Source organism: Pseudomonas sp. T1.Ur, from assembly GCF_023516725.1.
Taxonomy (GTDB): Bacteria; Pseudomonadota; Gammaproteobacteria; order Pseudomonadales; family Pseudomonadaceae; genus Aquipseudomonas; species Aquipseudomonas alvandae.
On record NZ_JAMGSN010000001.1, the window covers coordinates 2,097,804 to 2,117,411 of the forward strand.

Below are 19,608 nucleotides of genomic sequence, written 5' to 3' on the forward strand. Positions count from 1 at the left end.
GGTTGTTTTTCATCTTCGCGAGCCTGCTGTCCCGGTCCAGCGGCGTCAGGCAGGCGAGCGAGGTTAGTGTCTACTGGCCATAATCTGACTGTGAATGATAAGGGTTTGCATTAATATTGTCAGTCTTGTAGGGAAATTATTTTAGTTTCGACATATTCTGTGCCCCACTTTTTGGCCCTCGATGGGTTTTGCGGTGCTGTCACCGGGAAACGATTGCGAGGGTTCGGTACGATGGACGATTCGATCAGGCCCTCTAGGGCGGTGGAGGGACAGTCATGCTGAAAGCCAGCAACGTGCGGCTGAGCTATGGCGAGCAACAGATTCTCAACGGTGTCAGCCTGGATATTCCCGAAGGCTGCTTCACGGCGTTGATCGGAGCCAACGGCTGCGGCAAGACCACGCTACTCAATGTGTTGGCGCACATGCTGCGACCGAGCGCGGGCGAGGTGCAGCTGTCCGGCAAGGCCCTGGGCCAGTATTCGCGCCGGGCGCTGGCGCAACGCATGGCGTTGTTACCCCAGCGCACCACCTCGCCGGCCGGCATGAGCGTCCGGGAATTGGTGATGCAGGGGCGTTTTCCCTGGCAGAGCTGGTGGCGCCAGTGGTCCGAGCAGGATCAGCGGGCAATCGATCGTGCCATCGACCTGGCGGGCATCGCGCCTTTGCTCGATCGTTCGCTGGCCACGCTGTCGGGCGGCCAATTGCAGCGCTGCTGGATTGCCATGACCCTGGCCCAGGACACTCCGGTGATCCTGCTGGATGAGCCCACGACGTTTCTCGATATCGCGCATCAGATCACCTTGCTCGAACTGCTGGTGGACCTGCGCGAGCAAGGCAAGACCGTCGTCGCCGTGCTTCACGATCTCAACCAGGCCGCGCGTTATGCCGATCACTTGGTGATGATGCGCGAAGGCCGTTTGCTGGCCCAGGGCGCGCCCGTCGACGTCTTCACCCGCGAGAACCTCAAGGCGGTCTTCGACCTGGATGCGCACATCATCACCGACCCTTATTCGGGCGACCCACTGTGTGTCCCGCAAACCACCCGTAGCCAGCCCTCGGCTGTGCGGGAGGCGATGTGAGTCACGGTTTGCGATTGCCGGTGTGGCTGGGCTTGCTGGTCGCCATCGGCTTGGCCGCGCTGCTGCACCTCGCGGTTGGCGCCAAGAGCATCCCTTGGAGCGAAGCCTGGCAGGCGCTGGTGGCTTATGCGCCGGACAACGCCGACCAGAGCGTCATTCGCGGCAGCCGCCTGCCGCGCCTGCTGGTGGCCATGCTGGTGGGTGCCAGCCTTGGCCTGGCCGGGGTGATCATGCAGGCCGTGGGCGACAATCCATTGGCCGACCCGGGCATCCTCGGCATCAACAGTGGCGCGGCACTATTCGTGGTGTTCGGCTTGTTGGTATTGCCGGGGCACGACCTGTCGATGATCCCGTTGTTCGCGTTCAGTGGCGCGCTGGTGGCAGCCATCGGCGTCCTGCTACTGGCGGGCCGGGGGCATAACCCGATCCGGCTGACCTTGTCCGGGGCGATGATTGCGGCATTGTTCAGCGCCATCACTTCGATCCTGCTGTTGCTCGACCAGCAGGGGCTCGACAGCCTGCGCCGTTGGCTCACCGGGTCGATTGGCGTGACCGGAGGCTCGATGCAGGCGTGGGTCTGGCCGTACGTCGTGTTGGGCATGCTTCTGTGCCTGGTCAATGTCCGGGCACTCAACGCCCATCGACTGGGTCCACAGGCTGCCGCTGGCATGGGCGTCAATCTGTTGAAGATGCGCCTGTTCGGCCTGGCCTCCGTGGTCCTGCTTTCGGGGTGCGCGGTCGCTCTGGCGGGGCCGATCGGCTTTGTCGGGCTGGTGGTGCCTCACGCTGCGCGCCTGTTGTTCGGTGACGATTATCGACGGCTGTTGCTGGCCGCGCCCTTGCTCGGCGCGCTGCTGCTGATCCTGGCGGACATCGCCGCACGAACGGTGGTGCGTCCCTTCGAGCTCAACACCGGGATTGTCACGGCGCTGATTGGCGGGCCGATTTTCGTGGCGCTGGTGTTGAGGAAAGTCAAATGACGCGCCTGGGACTGACCTTGCCCAGGGCGCTGCCCTGGTTGCCTTGGGTGGCCCGGCCGATCGATGTGATCTGGGTGCTGGTGTTGATGTTCGCATTGGTTGCCGTGTCGTTGTACGCCTTGACGGTCGGCAGTTATTCGTTGGGTGTCGCCCAGGCCTGGCAAGCCTTGTGGTCCCCTGGCCGTGTCGACTCGACGATGCGCAACCTGCTTTGGGAGTTGCGATTGCCGCGTGTCGTGCTGGCGATTCTCGCCGGCATGGCCATGTCGCTGGCAGGCCTGTTGATGCAGTCGTTGACGCGCAATCCGCTGGCGGCGCCGGGCCTGGTGGGTGTGGAATCGGGCGCCAGTGTCACGATGCTGCTGATCATCGTGCTCTGGCCCACGCTGCTGCCGTTGGAACTCTATCCGTTGGCGGCACTGGCGGGCGGGTTGGCCGTGGCATTGTTCGTCGCATTGCTGTCGTGGCGCCAGGGCATTTCACCGCTGCGGTTGATTCTTGTCGGCGTCGGGCTGACCGCCATGCTCAGTGCGGTGGCCGACCTGTTGATCACCTACGGCAACATCGATCAGGTGGAATCGGCGCTGATGTGGCTGGGCGGCAGCTTGCACCGGGCCGGTTGGCCTCAGGTCCGTAGCCTCGGTATCTGGCTGCTGCTGGCGGGGGTTCCGTTGCTGTTTTTCCACCGTCAGTTGAACCTGTTGCAATTGGGCGAAAAAGTCGCGCTCAGCCGTGGCCTGAACGTCACGGGCGTGATGATTTTCCTGTTGCTGTGCAGCGTCATGCTGACGGCGGCGGCCGTGGCGAATGTCGGCACCATGACCTTCGTCGGGCTGGTGGCTCCGCACCTGGCGCGCCAACTGGCGGGTGATCGTCATGGTGCGCTGATGCCGTTGTCGGCGTTGGTGGGGGCGTTGCTGGTATTGGCGGGCGATACGCTGGGACGAGGACTTTTCCCGCCGTTGCAGTTACCGGCGGGGCTGGTCGTCGCCATCATCGGTGCGCCTTATCTGATCCTGTTGTTGGCGCGTCAACGCAGTCGCTGAAGACACAGCGATGCATATCTGGAAAACATTGGAGAAAAATGCGTGCGGGAAAGAGTGAAGGGAATGTTCCAAGGAGTGCTCGGCATGCTGTGCGTGCCGTTGGCATTGATGTCGATCCACGCCGGTGCGGCTGAAACCAAGGTGTTCGAGAACAGTTTCGGGCGGGTCGAAGTACCTGTTTCACCTCACTGCATCGTCTCCCTGCACGATTTCAGCTTGACTGATCAGTTGCTGGAGCTGGGCATCAAGCCCTGTGGCTCGACCGGCCGCAAGAAGCTGTTCTCGGACGTGGTGTTCCGTGGTGCGCAGGAGCGCTTCGACGTGACGGGCATCCAGTACATCGGCTCGCACCAGGCCCCCGACCTGGAAGCCATCGCTGCGTTGAAGCCTGACTTGATCATCGGCCTGTCGTACCACGCGGACCTCAAGGAAAAGCTCAGCAAAATCGCACCGGTCGTGCTGTTGCCCTCGCGGGAAAGCGACATCAAGACCTACGCCAGGCAGCTCGCCGAACTGGTCGGCAAGCAGCAGCGCTACGAAGAAATGCTCCACGAATACGAATGGGTCGTCGGCGAGTTCAAGAAGCGCGTCAAGGATCCTTCGCGCATCACGGTCACGACGCTCGAAGTCTATACCGATGGTTTCCAGCTGATCGGCCGTGGCGGTATGGATGACGTCATCAAGGACTTCGGCCTGGGCCGTGTCGCCGCGTATCGCGAGGCGCGCCAGAACGTGCCTTACAGCCTGGAGCGAATCGGCGACTTCGACAGTGATTTCATTATCGACACCTACGAGGAGCTGCTCGATTCGGAAGCCAGCACGGCTGCGTTTCGCCAGTCACCTCAATGGCAGAACCTGTTTGCGGTGAAGAACCGCCAGTTTCTCTACCTGAACCGCAGCCGCTATGCCGATACGATGCAGGGCTTGCTGGGTTCCGCCTACCTGCTGATGTCCCATATTGCCGAGCGAGAGAGCGTGCTTCAGGCCAAGTGACTTTGTAGCGATTGTCATACAAAAGTCATTAATGACAATGATTCTCTATTGCGGTTGTTACTCGTTTGTATTAGTTTGTGCTCTCGAAAAAAACACGCTCATCGGAATGGCGAGGGATCACAGATGGAAACGGGTTTGGCGCGTGCACAGGTTCAATCCATGGAAGGCGTACCGGGTGACGAACTGACCTTGCCGTTCATTGTCCAGGCACCAGGCGCGGGGGCTATCTGGCAGGACAGCCGGGCGCAGATCCTGGAGGCGGTTGAAGCCGAGTTGCCGCTGGCGGGCGGCATTCTGTTTCGTGGTTTTGCGTTCAAGGGCGAAGCGGATTTTGAAGAGTTCGCCCGCAGTTTCGGTCATGAACTGCTGACCTACGACTACGCCTCGACGCCGCGCACCAAGCTCAACAACCGGGTCTACACCTCCACCGAATACCCGGCCCACCAGGTCATCCCGCTGCACAACGAGCAGTCCTACTCGCTCAACTGGCCGATGAAAATCTGGTTCCACTGCGTGCAGGCTTCTCCGATAGGCGGCGAAACCCCCATCGCCGACAGCCGCAAGGTCTACCAACAACTCGACCCCGTAATCCGCCAGCGCTTTGCCGAGAAGCGCCTGATGTACGTGCGCAACTACGGCAATGGCCTCGACTTGCCCTGGCAACAGGCGTTCAGCACCGAAGACCGCGCCCAAGTCGAACATTTCTGCCGCGCCAACCAGATCCAGTTCCAATGGAAGGATGACGGTGAGCTGTCCACGCGCCAGGTCTGCCAGGCCGTGGCCCAGCACCCGGGGACCGGGGAGTGGGTGTGGTTCAACCAGGCGCATCTGTTCCATATCTCCAATCTCGCCGCACCCGTGCGCGAGACGCTGATTTCCATCGTGGGGGAAGAGGGCGTGCCGCGTAACGTCTTCTACGGCGATGGCTCGCCTATCGAACTCGAAGCCCTGGAGCATGTTCGAGCGGTATTGCAGCGCTGCCAAGTGAGCTTCCCCTGGCAGGCGGGTGACGTGCTGATGCTCGACAACATGCTGGTGGCCCACGGTCGTTCGACATTCCAGGGCGCGCGCAAGGTCGTGGTCGCCATGGCCGAGCCTGCTCCGGCGGGTTGAGCCCGACGCTCTTGCATTAAGCCGCCGTATTGGGCGGCTTACTCCAAACAAGCAAAATGAAGGACATCAAATGCTCGATCGCCTGATGCATCGCTGCTGGCTGCGTGGAATTCGCCTGTCGGAAGCCGAAGACCAACTGGTTATCACGCCCGGATCATCCAAGGCGCTGGACGATGAACTGGCTCGCGAACTGACGGCGCACAGCGCCGAGGTGTTGCAATGGCTGGCCTTGCACGCCGATTATTTTGCGGCGCGCCCGCTGACCGATAACGAGCAGGCGCTCTGGTTTCTCCAGCGCCTGGAGCCGGACAGCTGCGCCTATAACATCGCTTACGCCGGACGCATCAAGGCGCAGTTCGTCACCGAAGATCTGCCCCGGCGCCTGCAAGACGCCTGGGAAACGGTGCAGCGACGCTACCCGATGCTGTGCACCGCCTATGCCGAGCGCAATGGCGACCTGTTGCAGTGGAGCCATCGCGAGCACGTCCGGCCGCTGGAGCGCGTGGCGTTGCAGGCGGCCGATGCGCAGGCATTGCAGCAGCGCATCACCGAGTGGGCCGATAAGCCGTTCAACCTGGAGGCCGGCGACGTCAGTCGGGTCGTCCTGTTGAGCAATGGCCAGGCCGGTCGTATCGAGCACACCGTGCTGCTGGTGATTCATCACATCGCTGCCGACCTGGCCACGTTCTACATCGTGCTCAATGAACTGTTCGCGTTGATCAATGAGCAAGCGCTGCCCGCCGTGAATCCGGATGCGTATCGCGACTATTGCAGCGACCTGCACGTACGCAGCGAAGCCGCCGAACCGGTGGAGTTGGCGTGGTGGCAAGCGCAACTGGCCGATGCCCCGGCACTGGAATTGCCGACTGATTTTCACTACGGCAGCAACCAGGCGTTCCAGGGCGGAGAGTTGTCGGTTCGTTTCGACCCGGCCACTGCGGCGCGGATTCGTGCCGTGGCCCGTCAATGGGGTGTGACGCCTTATATCTGCTGGTTCTCCTTATTCCAGCAGTTCCTCGGCGTGCTGTCCGGGCAGGATGATTTTGTCCTGGGCACGCCCAGCGGCTGGCGCTTGCGCCGCGAGCACGTCAATCTGCCGGGGTATCTGGTCAACCCGTTGCCGATCCGTTGCCGCTTGGAACGCGAGCTGTCCAGCGGCGATTGGGCCAGGCAGGTGGACGCCACCGTCAAGCAGGCCTTGCAGCACCGCCACTATCCGTTCTCGCGCCTGGTCAAGCAGCTGGACCTGCCACGGCAGATGGGCAGGGCGCCGCTGTTCCAGCATATGTTCACCCTTAACAAGGAACGCATCGCGCCGTTCGAGCAGTATGTCGACCGCCTGCTGTCGGAGCAGCGCGGCGCGGCCCATGAGCTGAACATGGTGGTGATCGACGAGGAGGAGGGCTTCCTTTGCCGGTGGCGCTACAGCAAGGCGCTGTATCGCCATGAAACGGTCGAGCGCTTTTGCGAACAATTCGTTGCCTTGGTCCACGCGGTCATCGAACAGCCGGACGCACCGTTTGCCCAGCTCGACTGGTTGGCACCGGCGCAGCAATCGTTCCTCAGCGGCGAGGACCTGTCGGTCCCGGTCAGCAACGCTTGGCAGGCATTCGCCCAGCAGTGCGCCCACAAGCCGGAGTCGATTGCCCTGCAAGACGAGCAAGGCACGCTCAGCTATGGCGAGCTGGGCCGGGCGGTGGCGGCCCGTGGCGAGCGCCTGCAAGTGGGCGCGAGCCTGGAGGGCGCGCGCATTGCCTTGTGCTTGCCCCGCAGCCGCGAGCTGGTGATGCACATGCTCGCGGCCTGGCAGTGCGGCGCCACGTACCTGGCCCTCGATCCGCAATGGCCGCAGTCGCGTTTGCAGGACATCTGCCAGGACGCTGCGCCCAAGGTCTGGGTCGGCGAGGGCCTGCGACCGGAATGGCTGCCGGAAGCGGTGCGCTGGCTGTCGTTGCCCAGTGCCGGGTTGTCGAGTGGATCGCCGTTGCGCGCATCCCTGGCTGCAGACCTTCCAGCCTACGTCGTCTACACCTCCGGCTCCACCGGCCGGCCGAAAGGCGTGGCGGTCAGCCAGGGCAACCTGATCCATTACGTGGCGGGCTGCCTCGAACGCCTGGCCCTGCCAGCCGATGCCAGCCTGGCGAGCCTTGCCAGTTGCGCCACCGACTTGGGGCACACGGCCTTGTTCGGTGCGTTGCTCAGCGGTCGTCGCCTGCGACTGTTGGCCGAGGAACTGGCGTTCGACGCCGAGGAGCTGGCGGCCGTGCTTGAGCGCGAGCCCGTGGACCTGCTGAAAATCGTGCCTTCACACCTCAACGCCTTGCTGGTCGCCAACGATCCGCAACGCTTGCTGCCGCGCCAATGCCTGGTCACCGGTGGCGAAGCCTTGGGCCATGAACGGGTCTCGCGCTTGCGGGCATTGAAGCCGGACCTGCGTATCGTCAACCACTACGGACCCAGTGAAACCACCGTCGGGGTGTTGACCCATGAGGTCGATATCGATGGCGCGGCGCCGTTGGGTCGACCGCTGCCCAATGTCCAGGTCAGCGTGCGTTCGCCCGACGGCCGTCTGTTGCCGATCGGTGTCAGCGGCGAGCTCTGCGTGCAGGGCAAGACCGTTGCGCAGGGTTATCTCAGCGCCAGCGATGCAGACAATGCCCGCTTCGGAGCCCATGGCTATCGCACCGGCGACCGGGTGCGGCTCAATCATCTGGGCCAGGTGGAGTTTCTCGGCCGGCTCGATGAGCAGGTCAAGATCCGTGGCTACCGGGTAGAACCGGCGGAAGTCGCGGCACGGCTGCGGGCGATGCCGCAGGTCAGTGACGTACAGGTGCTGAACAGCCCGTCGCCGTTGACGGGCAACCGCCTGGTGGCGTTCCTGGTCGCGTCATCGGCTGCGCTGCCGGAGATTCAAGCTGCCCTGCAAGCGCAACTGCCGGACTACATGCAACCGGCCCAGTGGCATTGCCTCGATGGGTTTGCCTTGTTGCCCAATGGCAAGGTGGATCGCAAGGCATTGCTGCAGTTGGCGGAGCAAGTGCCGGTCACCGCGCAGGCAATGTCTCCAACCGTGGAGCCTTTGGACGCGGTCGAAAGCGCGTTGCTGGGGATCTGGCGCGGGCTGCTCGGCAATCCCGACCTGGGGCCCGATGACAACTTCTTTGCCTTGGGCGGCGACTCGATCCTCGGCCTGCAGATCATTGCCCTGGCGCGCCAGCAAAATATCCTGATGACGCCCAAGCAACTGTTCGCCGAACAGACCGTACGCGCCTTGGCCCGAGTGGTGCAGACGCCACAGCGCAGCCTTGAACAGCGTCTGCTCGACATCGCTCGCGAGATTCTCAATAACCCTGATCTACGGGTCGACGATAATTTCTTCAGTGTCGGTGGCGACTCGATCCTGAGTTTGCAGATCATCGCCCGGGCCAAGCAGCAGGGGCTGCAACTCAAGCCCAAGCAGATTTTCGAGTTCCCGACCGTGCGCGGTTGGGCCGAGCAGGTGGTTGATCTTGGCGCGTCGAAGGCGGGCGCAACCCCGGCCGTGCTCGAACCTGCCACCGCATTTGCACTGACGCCGATCCAGCAATGGTTCTTCGCCCAGGAGCAAACCGAGCCCGGGCACTGGAACCAATCCTTGCTGCTGGCCTTGAACGCGCCATTGGAAAAGCCGCGATTTATCCAGGCCGTCGGCGCGCTGCTGCAACGTCACGCGAGCTTGCGCCTGGTCTTCGAAACGTCGCCACAAGGCTGGCAGCAACGCTACCAGGCATTTTCCCCGAGCCTGCTCGACGGGTTGTTCGAGGTCGAGGACCAACCGCTGGACGACGCGCTGTTGCAGCGCTGGCAACAAGGCTTCGAGCTGGGCAAGGCGCCGTTGATTCGCTGGGTGTATTTCTCCCAGAGCCAGGCCTTGTTGTGCACGGCGCACCACCTGCTTGTCGATGCCGTTTCCTGGCAGGTGCTGCTGGAAGAGCTGGAAAGCCTCTACCTGCAACCAAGCGTGGCGTTGCCTGCGGTGTCGGCGGGTTTCCATGTGTGGAGCGAGGCCTTGCAGCAACATCGCCTGGAGCCCGCCGTCCTGGCCCAGGTCGGCTATTGGCATGAGCAGTTGGCCGCCGAACATAACGTTCTTCAACAGCCCAATGCATACGGCGAAAGCCGGACACTGGACATGCAACTGTCGGTGGAGCAAACGCAATTACTGCTCGGCGATTGCCACGCGGCCTACGGCACCCAGGTGCAGGATTTGCTGGTGGCCGCATTGGCTGGCGTCATCGGCCAATGGCAGGGCCGCGAGCGCGTCACCCTTGAGCTGGAAAGCCATGGCCGCAGCGGCTGGGAACAAGCCCCCGAGCTGTCGCGCTCGATCGGTTGGCACACCAGCCGCTACCCGCTGGCCGTCGACACTTCCTGGAACTTGGAGTCCTCGATCATTGCGGCCAAGGAGGCCCTGCGCCGCGTCCCCGAACAAGGCATTGGCTACGGCCTGTTGCGCCAGGATCCGGTCCACGGCCTGGGGGCCGCCTCGCTGTTGACCTTCAACTACCTGGGGCGGGTCGACCAATGGATCGGCGCATCGAGCCTCTGGCGCCTGGCGCGGCCGATGTGCCCCGGCATGCGCGCCGAGAGCACCCGCCGCACGCACTGGCTGGATGTGACGGCGCTGGTCAACGAAGGCCAACTGCATATCGAGTGGCGTTACGCACCGCAGGTCCACGACCCGGTGTTGGTGAACGAACTGGCGCGCCAGTTCCAGCAGCGGATCAGCGCCCTGCTGGAACACTGCCAGGCCCCCTCTGTGGGCCGCGCCACGGCTTCGGATTTCGCCGACTCAGGCCTGTCCGACGATGAATTCCTGGGGCTGCTCGAACAACTCGAGCAATGAGCCCCCGCGTCCCAAACATTACAGGTTCGGATACCGTCAGCATGAACGACAAGGTCAAGGCTCTTTCGCGCAACATCGAAGCGATCTACCCGCTGGCTCCCATGCAGCAAGGATTGCTGTTCCACAGCCTGATGCACCCCGGCAAGGGCATGTATCTGCTGCAATATCGTCATGTCATGGTCATGCCGGACCTCGACCTCGCGGCCTTCCGCCAGGCCTGGGCGCAGGTGGTGGAGCGCCATGAACTGCTGCGCACCTCGTTCGTCTGGAAGCAGCAGAAGCGCCCGATGCAGGTGGTGCACAAACAGGTCGAACTGCCAATCACCTACGAGGATTGGTCGCACCTGAGCGAAGGCGAGCAGCAGGATCGCCTCGAGCAGTTGCTCAGCGAAGAACGCGCCGAAGGCCTGGATTTCACCAAGGCGCCACTGATGCGCGTCAGGTTGTACAAGCTGGCGCCCGACACCTACCAGTTCGTGCGCAGCTACCACCACATCCTCATGGATGCGTGGTGCTTCTCGATCATCATGATGGACTTCCTCAACGGCTACCGCGCCGCCCGGGAAGGTCGTCGATTGAACCTGCCGACACCGCGCCCGTATCGCGACTTCATTCGCTGGCTGGAAACCCAGAAACCGGAAGACCACCAAGCATTCTGGCAACAGCGCTTGGCGGGGTTCGACACGCCCAACGAGTTTGGCTTCGGTCACGTCGGCCGTGTCCAAGGCGCTGCCGAACCGGTCGAGGACTGTGTCGAATTCCTGGAGCCCGGGCAGACCCAGGCATTGCAGAACGTCGCGGCCCGGCATGGCCTGACCCTCAACACCCTGGTGCAAGGCGCCTGGGCTTTGTTGCTGGCGCGCTACAGCGGCGATCGCGACTTGGTGTTCGGCATCACCGTCGCCGGCCGCCCGGTGCACCTGCAAGGCATGGAAAGCATCGTCGGCCTGTTCATCAACAGCTTGCCGCTGCGCTGGAGTTGTGGCCCGGAGGATGGGCTTGGTTCGTGGCTGAAAGCCCTGCAGACCGAGAACCTGAGCCTGCGCGAGCACGAGAGTGTTTCCCTGGCGGACATCCAGCGCTGGAGCGACGTGCAGCGCCAGGACCTGTTCCAGAGCCTGTTCGTGTTCGAGAACGCGCCCATTGCCGCCGACCTGCGCCAGGGGCAGTTGGACTACCTGATCAGCGACATGGCCAACCGCACCCACACCAACTACCCGATCACGGTGGTGATCGTGCCGGGCGAGCGCCTGCACCTGCAGTTGACCTACCAAACCGACTGGTTCTTGCGTGAGGAAGTCGAGCAGATGCTGCGGCATTTCCGCACCTTGTTGTTGAACATGGGCGAAGCCCTCGGCGCAAACGCCGGCACGCCGTTGCATCAACTGGCGATGCTGGATGAAAGTGAAATCACCCACCAGCACAAGGTTTGGGCCGGTGGAGGGCTGGAGCCCGACGAGCAGCTGCTGCAACCATTGTACGTCGAGCGTTTCCAGGAACAGGTTCGCCAGACCCCAGAGCGCATCGCCATGGTCCATGGCGAGCAAAGCCTGACGTTCGATCAGTTGAACCGCGCCGCCAACCGACTGGCCCGGCACTTGCGCGCCCAGGGTGTGGGCAGTGACGACCTGATCGCGGTGTTCGACGAGCGGGGCCTGGACCTGGTGGTGATGATCGTCGCCACGCTCAAGGCCGGTGCCGGTTGGCTGCCGCTCGATCCGCGCAACCCGGCCCAGCGCCTGGCCCAGGTGCTGCGCCAGAGCCGCACGCCGTTGCTGATTCATAGCGCAGGGCAGGGCGAACTGGCGATGCAGGCCCTCGACCTGCTCGACCAGCGCCCCAAGGCCGTGCGCTACGACCCTTCGGTACTGGGCAGCTACAGCGACGATGACCTGAACATCACCGTGCACGACACGTCGCTGGCCTATTGCATCTTCACCTCCGGCTCCACCGGCACGCCGAAGGGCGCGATGGTGGCGCAGGCGGGCATGCTCAACAACATTCTCGGCAAACTGCCGGGGTTGGGGCTCGATGCGAACGACGTGATCGCCCAGACCGCGCCGCAGTGCTTCGACATTTCCGTCTGGCAAACCCTCGCGGGCCTGGTGCTCGGGGCACGCACCGTGATCCTTGGCGATTGCGTCGTGCAGGATCCCGAGGCATTGGCCTCGGCCATCGGACGCCACGGCATCAGCCTCCTCGAAGCGGTGCCGTCCCTGATGCAAAGCCTGCTGGATGCGGGCTTGGAAAGGTCCTCCCTGCGCTGGGTGCTCGCCACGGGCGAGGCCTTGCCGCCGGCGTTGGCGCGTCGTTGGTTCGAGCGCTACCCGGCGATCCCGCTGATGAATGCCTACGGGCCAGCGGAATGCTCCGATGACGTAGCGTTTCATCCGCTGCTCGAACGCTTGCCGGATGAACGCATCAACGTGCCAATCGGCCGCGCCACGCTGAACAATCGCTTGTACCTGCTCAACGCCGATCTTCAGCCGATACCGGTCGGCGCGGTCGGCGAAATCTATGTCGCCGGCGTCGGCGTCGGGCGCGGCTACATGGCCGACCCGGCGCGCACGGCGGCAGTCTTCCTGCCGGATCCGATTGCCAACGACGGTTCGCGCCTGTACCGCACCGGTGACCTGGCGCGCTTCCTGCCCAACGGCGATCTGGAGTACGTCGGACGCACTGACCACCAAGTCAAGATTCGTGGCCACCGCATCGAGCTGGACGAGATCGAGGCTTGCCTGACCCGTTACCCCGGCGTGCGCGAAGCCGTGGTCGTGGCCCGTGACGACCAGCAGCGCGCCAAGGTGCTGGTGGCTTACGTCGTGGCCGATGGCGCCTGCAGCATCGAGGCGTTGCGCGAGCATGTGCTGGGCAATCTCCCGGCCTACATGATCCCGAGCGCATTCGTGTTCCTGGAGCGTTTCCCGCTCAATGGCAATGGCAAGATCGACCGCAAGTCCTTGCCCGCCCCGGATTTTGCCGCGCAAAGCCAGGCCCGCTACGTGGCGCCGAGCAGCGAGCTGCAAGGCCAGTTGGTCGAAGCCTGGCAAAGCGTGCTCGGCCTGGGCCAGGTGGGTGTCGAGGACAATTTCTTCGAGCTGGGCGGCCATTCGCTGCTGGCAACCCAACTGATCGGCCTGATCGGCAAGCTCAGCGGCAAGGACCTGCCGTTGCGCGTGGTCTTCGAACGTCCCACCATTATCGCCATGGCCGATTGGCTGGAGAACCAGGCTGGCGCGGTAAAACCATCGCCGACCTTGCTGCCGCGTCCCGAAACGCTGCCGCTCTCGTTTGCCCAGCAACGGCTGTGGTTCTTGCAACAACTCGACCCCGACAGCCCGGCGTACAACCTGGCCGGTGCCGTGCGCCTGACCGGCGAGCTGCACGTCGCTGACCTGCACGCGGCCTTGCAAGCGGTCCTCGACCAGCACGAGGTGCTGCGCACCGGGTTCATCGGCGCGGCTCAAGGGCCGAGCCAGGTTGTCCTGGCGCACAGCGAACTTGAATTGCCGGTCATCGATGTGGCGAGCGAAGACGCGTTGCACGAACGACTGCGCCGCGACGCCATGACACCGTTCGCCCTCGACGCGGCGCCGCTGCTGCGCGCCAGGCTGTATCGCCTGGCGCCGGAGGCGTTCGTCTTGTCGTTGAATTGCCACCACATCGTTGCCGATGGTTGGTCCCTGCAACTGATCATCGACGGCCTCTGCGAGCAGTACCGCAATCGTCGCAAGGGCGTGGCAACCCCACGGCCCGCCCCGGCAATGCAATACGCCGACTACGCCGTGTGGCAGCGCCAGTGGATGGGCAGCAAGGCGTGTGAGCAAGAGCTGGCCTACTGGCGCGAGCAGCTGGCCGGCGAGCTGCCAGTGCTCGACCTGGCAGCCGATTTCCCTCGTCCCGCCCAGGCCAGCCAGGCCGGTGGACGCGTCGAGTGTCGCTTATCCGAGGACCTGGCGGCACGACTCAGGGCCTTCAGCGCGCGTCATGGTTGGAGCAACTTCATCCCGATGCTGACGGCATTCCAACTGATGTTGCGCAGTCGCAGCGGTGAAGACGACATCCTCGTCGGTGTGCCGGCGGCCAACCGGCACCATGCGGTGTTGCAGCCGCTGGTGGGGTGTTTCGTCAACACCTTGGTGTATCGCAAGAAGCTTTCCGGCGAACGCAGCCCGTTGCAACTGATGAACGAATTGCAGGCCTTGTCCGTGTCGGTCCAGTCCCACCAGGATTTGCCGTTCGACTACTTGATCGAACAACTGGGCGTGGTCCGGCAGGTGAGCTACAACCCGCTGTTCCAAGTGATGTTCAACTACTTCCCAGGCAACGCCCTGGAGCGTTTCGAACTCACCGACGTCATCGCCGAACCGCTGGACAACCGCCCGGACAGCGCCCTGTGCGACCTGCACCTGGACGTGCGTGACAGCGAACACGGCATCAGCCTGAGCTTGCAATACAGCAGCGATCTGTTCCGCGAGCATACCGTGCAAGGCATGGCCGAGCAGTACTTGGCCTTGCTCGATGCGCTGATCGAACAAGCCGCCCTGCCGCTGGGTGAACTGGCATGGCAGCCCGCCGAGCGGGCGTTGGCACGGATTGATGGCCGCGCGGTGGCCGGTCAGCAGGATATCCTCGAAGCCTTCGCGCTCCAGGTTGCCCGCCAGCCCGAGGCGATTGCCGTCGTGGCCGGCAACCGGCAACTGACCTATGCGGAACTGGATCAGGCCGCCGAGGCGCTCGCGGCGACGTTGCAGGCCCATGGTGTCGGCATCGAAGACCGCGTGGCGTTGAGTCTGCCCCGCGATGCACGCCTGCCCACGGCCATGCTGGCGGTGCTCAAGGCCGGTGCGGCGTATGTGCCGCTGGCCGAGGACACGCCGCCGGAGCGTGGCCGCTACATTCTCGAAGCGGCGCAGCCCACGTTATGCCTGGGCACCGCCGCGAGCCTTGGCGTGTTGGCGCAGTGGAACACCGGGCTGCCGTTGCTGGACATTGATGCCAGCGGCTCGACCAACATGCGCAAGCCTGTGGCTTGCATCGCCGGTCAACTCGCCTACGTGCTGTACACCTCGGGTTCCACCGGCCAGCCCAAAGGCGTGGCGATCAGCCGTGGCAACCTGATGAACCTGATGCTCGCCGTCGAGCAGGTCTTGCCGATGACGGCCCGGGACCGGGTCCTGGCCTTGACCACCGCGACGTTCGACATTGCCATCGTCGAGTTGCTCCTGCCCTTGGCCCGTGGCGCCAGCATCCTCCTGGCTGATCGGGAGCAGGCGCGGGATCCTCAAGCGATCGATCAATTGTTGTTGACCGGACAACCCACCGTCATGCAGGCCACGCCGGCCACTTGGCGGATGTTGGTGGCGCATACCTCGCGCAGTTGGCAGGGCGTGCGTGCCATCTCCGGTGGCGAAGCCCTGCCGTGCGCGCTGGCCGAAGCCATCGAGGGCAGGGGCGCCAAGGTCATCAACGGCTACGGGCCGACGGAAGCGACCGTCTACAGCACCTTCGAAGTGCGCAGTGGCCACGAAAGCGCTGTTGAGGTGCCGATCGGGCAACCGGTGGCCAATACCTCCGCGTACGTGCTCGACGCCGACCTGCAACCGGTCGCCGTCGGCGTGCCCGGTGAGCTGTACCTGGCCGGGGCCAACCTGGGGCGCGGCTATTTCGCTGCCGCGCGCCTGACTGCCGCGGCGTTCCTGCCGGATCCTTTCGTGGCCGGCGCGCGTATGTACCGTACTGGCGACCGGGTGCGCCGCAATAGCAATGGCAGCCTGGATTACCTCGGGCGCCTGGATTTCCAGGTCAAGCTGCGGGGTTTCCGTATCGAATTGGGCGAAATCGAAGCGCTGCTGTCCCGTATTTCCGGGGTCCGCGAGGCAGCTGTCGTTTTGCTTGGCAGCGGTGAATCGGCGCGGCTGGTGGGTTATTACGCTGGCGATGCGCTGGACGAAACGACGCTGCGTGCCAGCCTCGGCGCACAGTTGCCGGACTACATGCTGCCCAGCCAATTCGTTCGCCTCGACACCTTGCCGTTGAGCCCCAGCGGCAAGGTCGACCGCAAGGCCCTGCCAGCACCGCAGCAGCGTGACGGCCAGCAGGGCGGATTGTCGGGTGAGTGGGAGCAAACCCTGGCCGGCCTCTGGCAAGAGCTGCTGGGATGCACCGACGTTGGCGCGGACGATAACTTCTTTGCCCTGGGTGGGCACTCGCTGTTGGCGGCGCGCCTGGTGGCACGAATCGCCGAACAGCATGGTCGGCGCCTGCCATTGCGCAGCGTCTTTGAACAACCGGTGCTGCGCGACCTCGCCGCGACGTTGGCCGAGGCCAGCACCGAGGCCGACGGCATCCTGCGTCCGTTTGAAGAGCCCTTGGCGCCGTTGCATTTCACTCAGCAACGCTTGTGGTTCCTCGACCGTTTGCAGGGCGATACCCAGGCCTATCACTTGTCCCTGGCCTTGCGCCTGGACGGCCTCCTGCAACCGGCATTGCTGGAGCAGGCGCTGGCGCAACTGGTGGTTCGCCAATACAGCCTGCGGACGGTGTTCAGCGACACCGCCGAGGGCGCACGCCAGCATGTCGAAGACCTCGGCGCGATGCCGCTGAGCTTCGAGCCGTTGGAAATCGACGAATATTCCAGCGGCTTCACCCAGAAGCTCAGCCAGGAGGCGCAGCGTCCGTTCGACCTCACCGCGCCGCCGCTGTGGCGGGTGCGGGTGTACCAAGGTTCGGGCCGAAGTGTGCTGCAAGTGACCTTGCATCACATCATTGCCGATGCGCGCTCGCTGGAGATTCTCTTCAGTGAATTGCAAGTGATCTACCAGGCTTTGCTGGAGGAGCGCGACGCTTGCCTGCCAGCCTTGCCGCTGCAGTTTTCCGATATCGCGGCCAGTTGGCAAAGCCCCGCGGGGCAGGCGCGGATCGAGTCGCAGCTTGACTACTGGCGCCGTACCTTGGCGGGCGAGCCGCCGGTGCTGAACCTGCCGACCGACATGCCGCGGCCCGCCGAGCAGGGCTACAAGGGCCAGCGCCTGCGCTTCAACCTGCCGGCGACCCTGGTCAAGCACCTGCGCGAGACGGCGCAGCGCCATGGCCTGACCGCTTTTGCACCGTTGCTGGCCGCCTGGAAAACCTTGTTGGCCAGGCACTCGGGCCAACGGGACATCTGGATCGGCCTACCGGTCGCCCATCGTCATCAGGCCCACACCGACAACCTGATCGGCTATTTCGCCACCACCCAGGTCCTGCGCAGCCACCTCGATCCCCGGCAATCGGTCGAACAGTTCTGGCAGCAGTTGCAAACCACGCACCTGGCGGCGCAACAGCATGCCGACGTGCCGTTCGAGCGCTTGGTGGACGCCTTGCAAGTGCGCCGCGATCTCAGCCACACGCCGCTGTTCCAGGCGTTGTTCAACCTGATCCAGCGCGATGGCAACGCCTCGCTCGAACAGCATTTCGCCGGCTTGCCGGCACAGCGGCTCAACGTCGAAAGCGACAGTGCCCTGGTGGACATCGGCCTGCACATCGAACAGCAGGGCGAGGATTGGCAGTGCGTGTTGGAATACAACACCGATCTGTTCCTGGCACACACCGCGCAACGTTATGCCGATGAGTTCCGCTACCTGCTCGAAGGCATGTTGCAACAACCGGAGGCGCGCCTCTGGGACATCGACCTGGCCAACGCCGATCACGCCTTGGCCCAGCGCCCCTGGAATCGACCTGCGCAATCCTTGGCGCCGGTGGTGGACGTCATCGCCCGTTTTGAACAGCAGGTCGTCCTGTCGCCTGAAGCGCTGGCGGTGGATTGCCAGGACCAGCAGCTGACCTACGCGCAACTCAACGCCATCAGCAATCGCCTGGCCCATTGGCTGCGCGGGCAAAATGTTGGCACCGATGACCTGGTTGCGGTCTGCCTGAGTCGCGGCCCATGGCTGCTGCCAACCCTGCTGGCGATCCACAAGGCCGGCGCGGCGTACTTGCCGCTGGATCCGCAGCACCCGAGCGAGCGCCTGGGCTTCATCATCGGCCATGCGCGCCCGGCCCTGGTGCTCAGCGAAAGCCCGTGCGCCGAGGCCTTGGGCGACGTCGATCACGTCCTGCTCGACCGGTTGCCGCTGGACATCAGCAGCGACGCCAACCTTGCGCTGCCGATCGATGCGCAGCAGCGCGCCTACGTGATCTACACCTCGGGCTCCACCGGGACCCCGAAAGGCGTGCAGGTCAGCCGCGGCAACCTGAGCAACTTGCTGGCCGGCCTCGATCGGCTGCTGCCGCTCGGCGCCAAGGATGTCTGGCTCGCCAGCACCACGTACGCCTTCGATATGTGCAAGCCGGAGCTGTTCCTGCCGCTGGTCAACGGCGCGGCCATCCTGCTGGCGCGCCGCGAGCAGGTGGTCGATGGGCACCAGCTGTTCGCGCTGCTGCGCCGGGCCACGGTATTCCAGGCCACCCCTGCGGGTTGGCAGATCCTGCTGGAAACCGGCCAGGCCGATTGGCCGCCGCTGCGTGGCCTGATCGGTGGCGAGGCGGTGCCCGGTGAGCTGGTGAACGAACTGCGTGGCCGTGGCGTGGCGCTGATCAACGCCTACGGCCCGACGGAAACCACCGTCTGGTCGACCACCCAGGCATTGCAGGACGTGCCGTCCGGCGTCGCCGACATCGGCGCGCCGTTGCTCAACACCCTCTGTTACGTGCTCGACGACATGCTCCGCCCGGTGCCGCTGGGTGCGACGGGCGAGCTGTATATCGCCGGCTCCGGCGTCACCCGGGGGTACCAGCACGCGCCGGCCACCACGGCGGCGGCGTATCTGCCGGACCCCTATGCCGGCGACCCCGGTAGCCGCATGTACCGCACCGGCGACCTGGTACGCCGCCGCAACGACGGGCGTCTGGCCTATGTCGGTCGCGCGGACTTCCAGGTCAAGGTGCGCGGTTTCCGCATCGAGCCCGGTGAAATCGAGTCGCTGCTGCGCCGTTACCCAGGCGTGGAGGAGGCGGTGGTGATGATCGATGCCCGCAGCCAGAGTCTGTTTGCCTGGTTACAGGCACCGAGCCCGGTCGATCAGGCGGCGCTGCGTCGGTATCTGGAAAGCGTGTTACCGGGCTACATGATTCCGGCCGGCTTCATCGAACAGCCGCGCCTGGCCCTTAACGCCAACGGCAAGATCGACCGCAAGGCCTTGCCGGCACCGCAGCCGGTGGCGATCCAGGGCGTGGCGCCGCGCAGCGAGCTGGAGCAGCAACTGGCGGACATCTGGCAGGACCTGCTGGCGCTGCCGCAGGTCGGGGTGTTCAACAGCTTCTTCGAACTGGGCGGCCATTCGTTGTTGGCCATGCGCTTGATGACGCAAGTCGAGAGCCGTTTCGGCGTCAAGCTCGAACTTCGCAGCCTGTTCCAGAACCCGACGATCGCCGCGCTCGCCGAACAGATAGAAAAGCCCCAGGGGCCGTCAACCGACGAAGCCCTGGACGAAATGCAGCGCCTGTTGGCCGAGATGGAAATGTAAGGATGA

At 64.1% G+C, this 19,608-nt stretch carries 7 protein-coding genes; all 7 read left to right on the forward strand.

From position 1 onward, the window contains the following. Positions 1-275 precede the first annotated feature (275 nt). The 7 genes from M8Q45_RS09645 (at position 276) to M8Q45_RS09675 (ending at position 19,602) form a co-directional block, all read left to right on the forward strand. Positions 276-1,079: an ABC transporter ATP-binding protein gene (locus M8Q45_RS09645; protein ID WP_249874514.1), complete on the forward strand. Its 804-nt coding sequence runs from the start codon at positions 276-278 to the stop codon at positions 1,077-1,079. Further along, positions 1,076-2,059 (forward strand): FecCD family ABC transporter permease, encoded by a 984-nt coding sequence (locus tag M8Q45_RS09650; RefSeq protein WP_249874515.1) that lies wholly within the window; start codon positions 1,076-1,078, stop codon positions 2,057-2,059. Before M8Q45_RS09645 ends, M8Q45_RS09650 begins: the two co-directional genes overlap by 4 nt. Further along, on the forward strand, positions 2,056-3,105 hold the full coding sequence (locus M8Q45_RS09655) for a FecCD family ABC transporter permease (RefSeq protein WP_249874516.1): 1,050 nt from the start codon (positions 2,056-2,058) through the stop codon (positions 3,103-3,105). The genes M8Q45_RS09650 and M8Q45_RS09655 overlap by 4 nt, the downstream gene beginning before the upstream one ends. 63 nt (positions 3,106-3,168) lie before the next feature. Continuing rightward, positions 3,169-4,098, forward strand: a complete 930-nt coding sequence (locus M8Q45_RS09660) for an iron-siderophore ABC transporter substrate-binding protein (protein ID WP_249874517.1) — start codon at positions 3,169-3,171, stop codon at positions 4,096-4,098. A 159-nt stretch (positions 4,099-4,257) separates the two neighbouring features. Further along, positions 4,258-5,211: a TauD/TfdA family dioxygenase gene (locus tag M8Q45_RS09665; protein WP_502940554.1), complete on the forward strand. Its 954-nt coding sequence runs from the start codon at positions 4,258-4,260 to the stop codon at positions 5,209-5,211. 70 nt (positions 5,212-5,281) lie between these two features. Next, positions 5,282-10,096 (forward strand): non-ribosomal peptide synthetase, encoded by a 4,815-nt coding sequence (locus tag M8Q45_RS09670; protein ID WP_249874519.1) that lies wholly within the window; start codon positions 5,282-5,284, stop codon positions 10,094-10,096. A gap of 41 nt (positions 10,097-10,137) precedes the next feature. After that, on the forward strand, positions 10,138-19,602 hold the full coding sequence (locus M8Q45_RS09675; RefSeq protein ID WP_249874520.1) for a non-ribosomal peptide synthetase: 9,465 nt from the start codon (positions 10,138-10,140) through the stop codon (positions 19,600-19,602). The last annotated feature ends 6 nt before the right edge of the window (positions 19,603-19,608 follow it).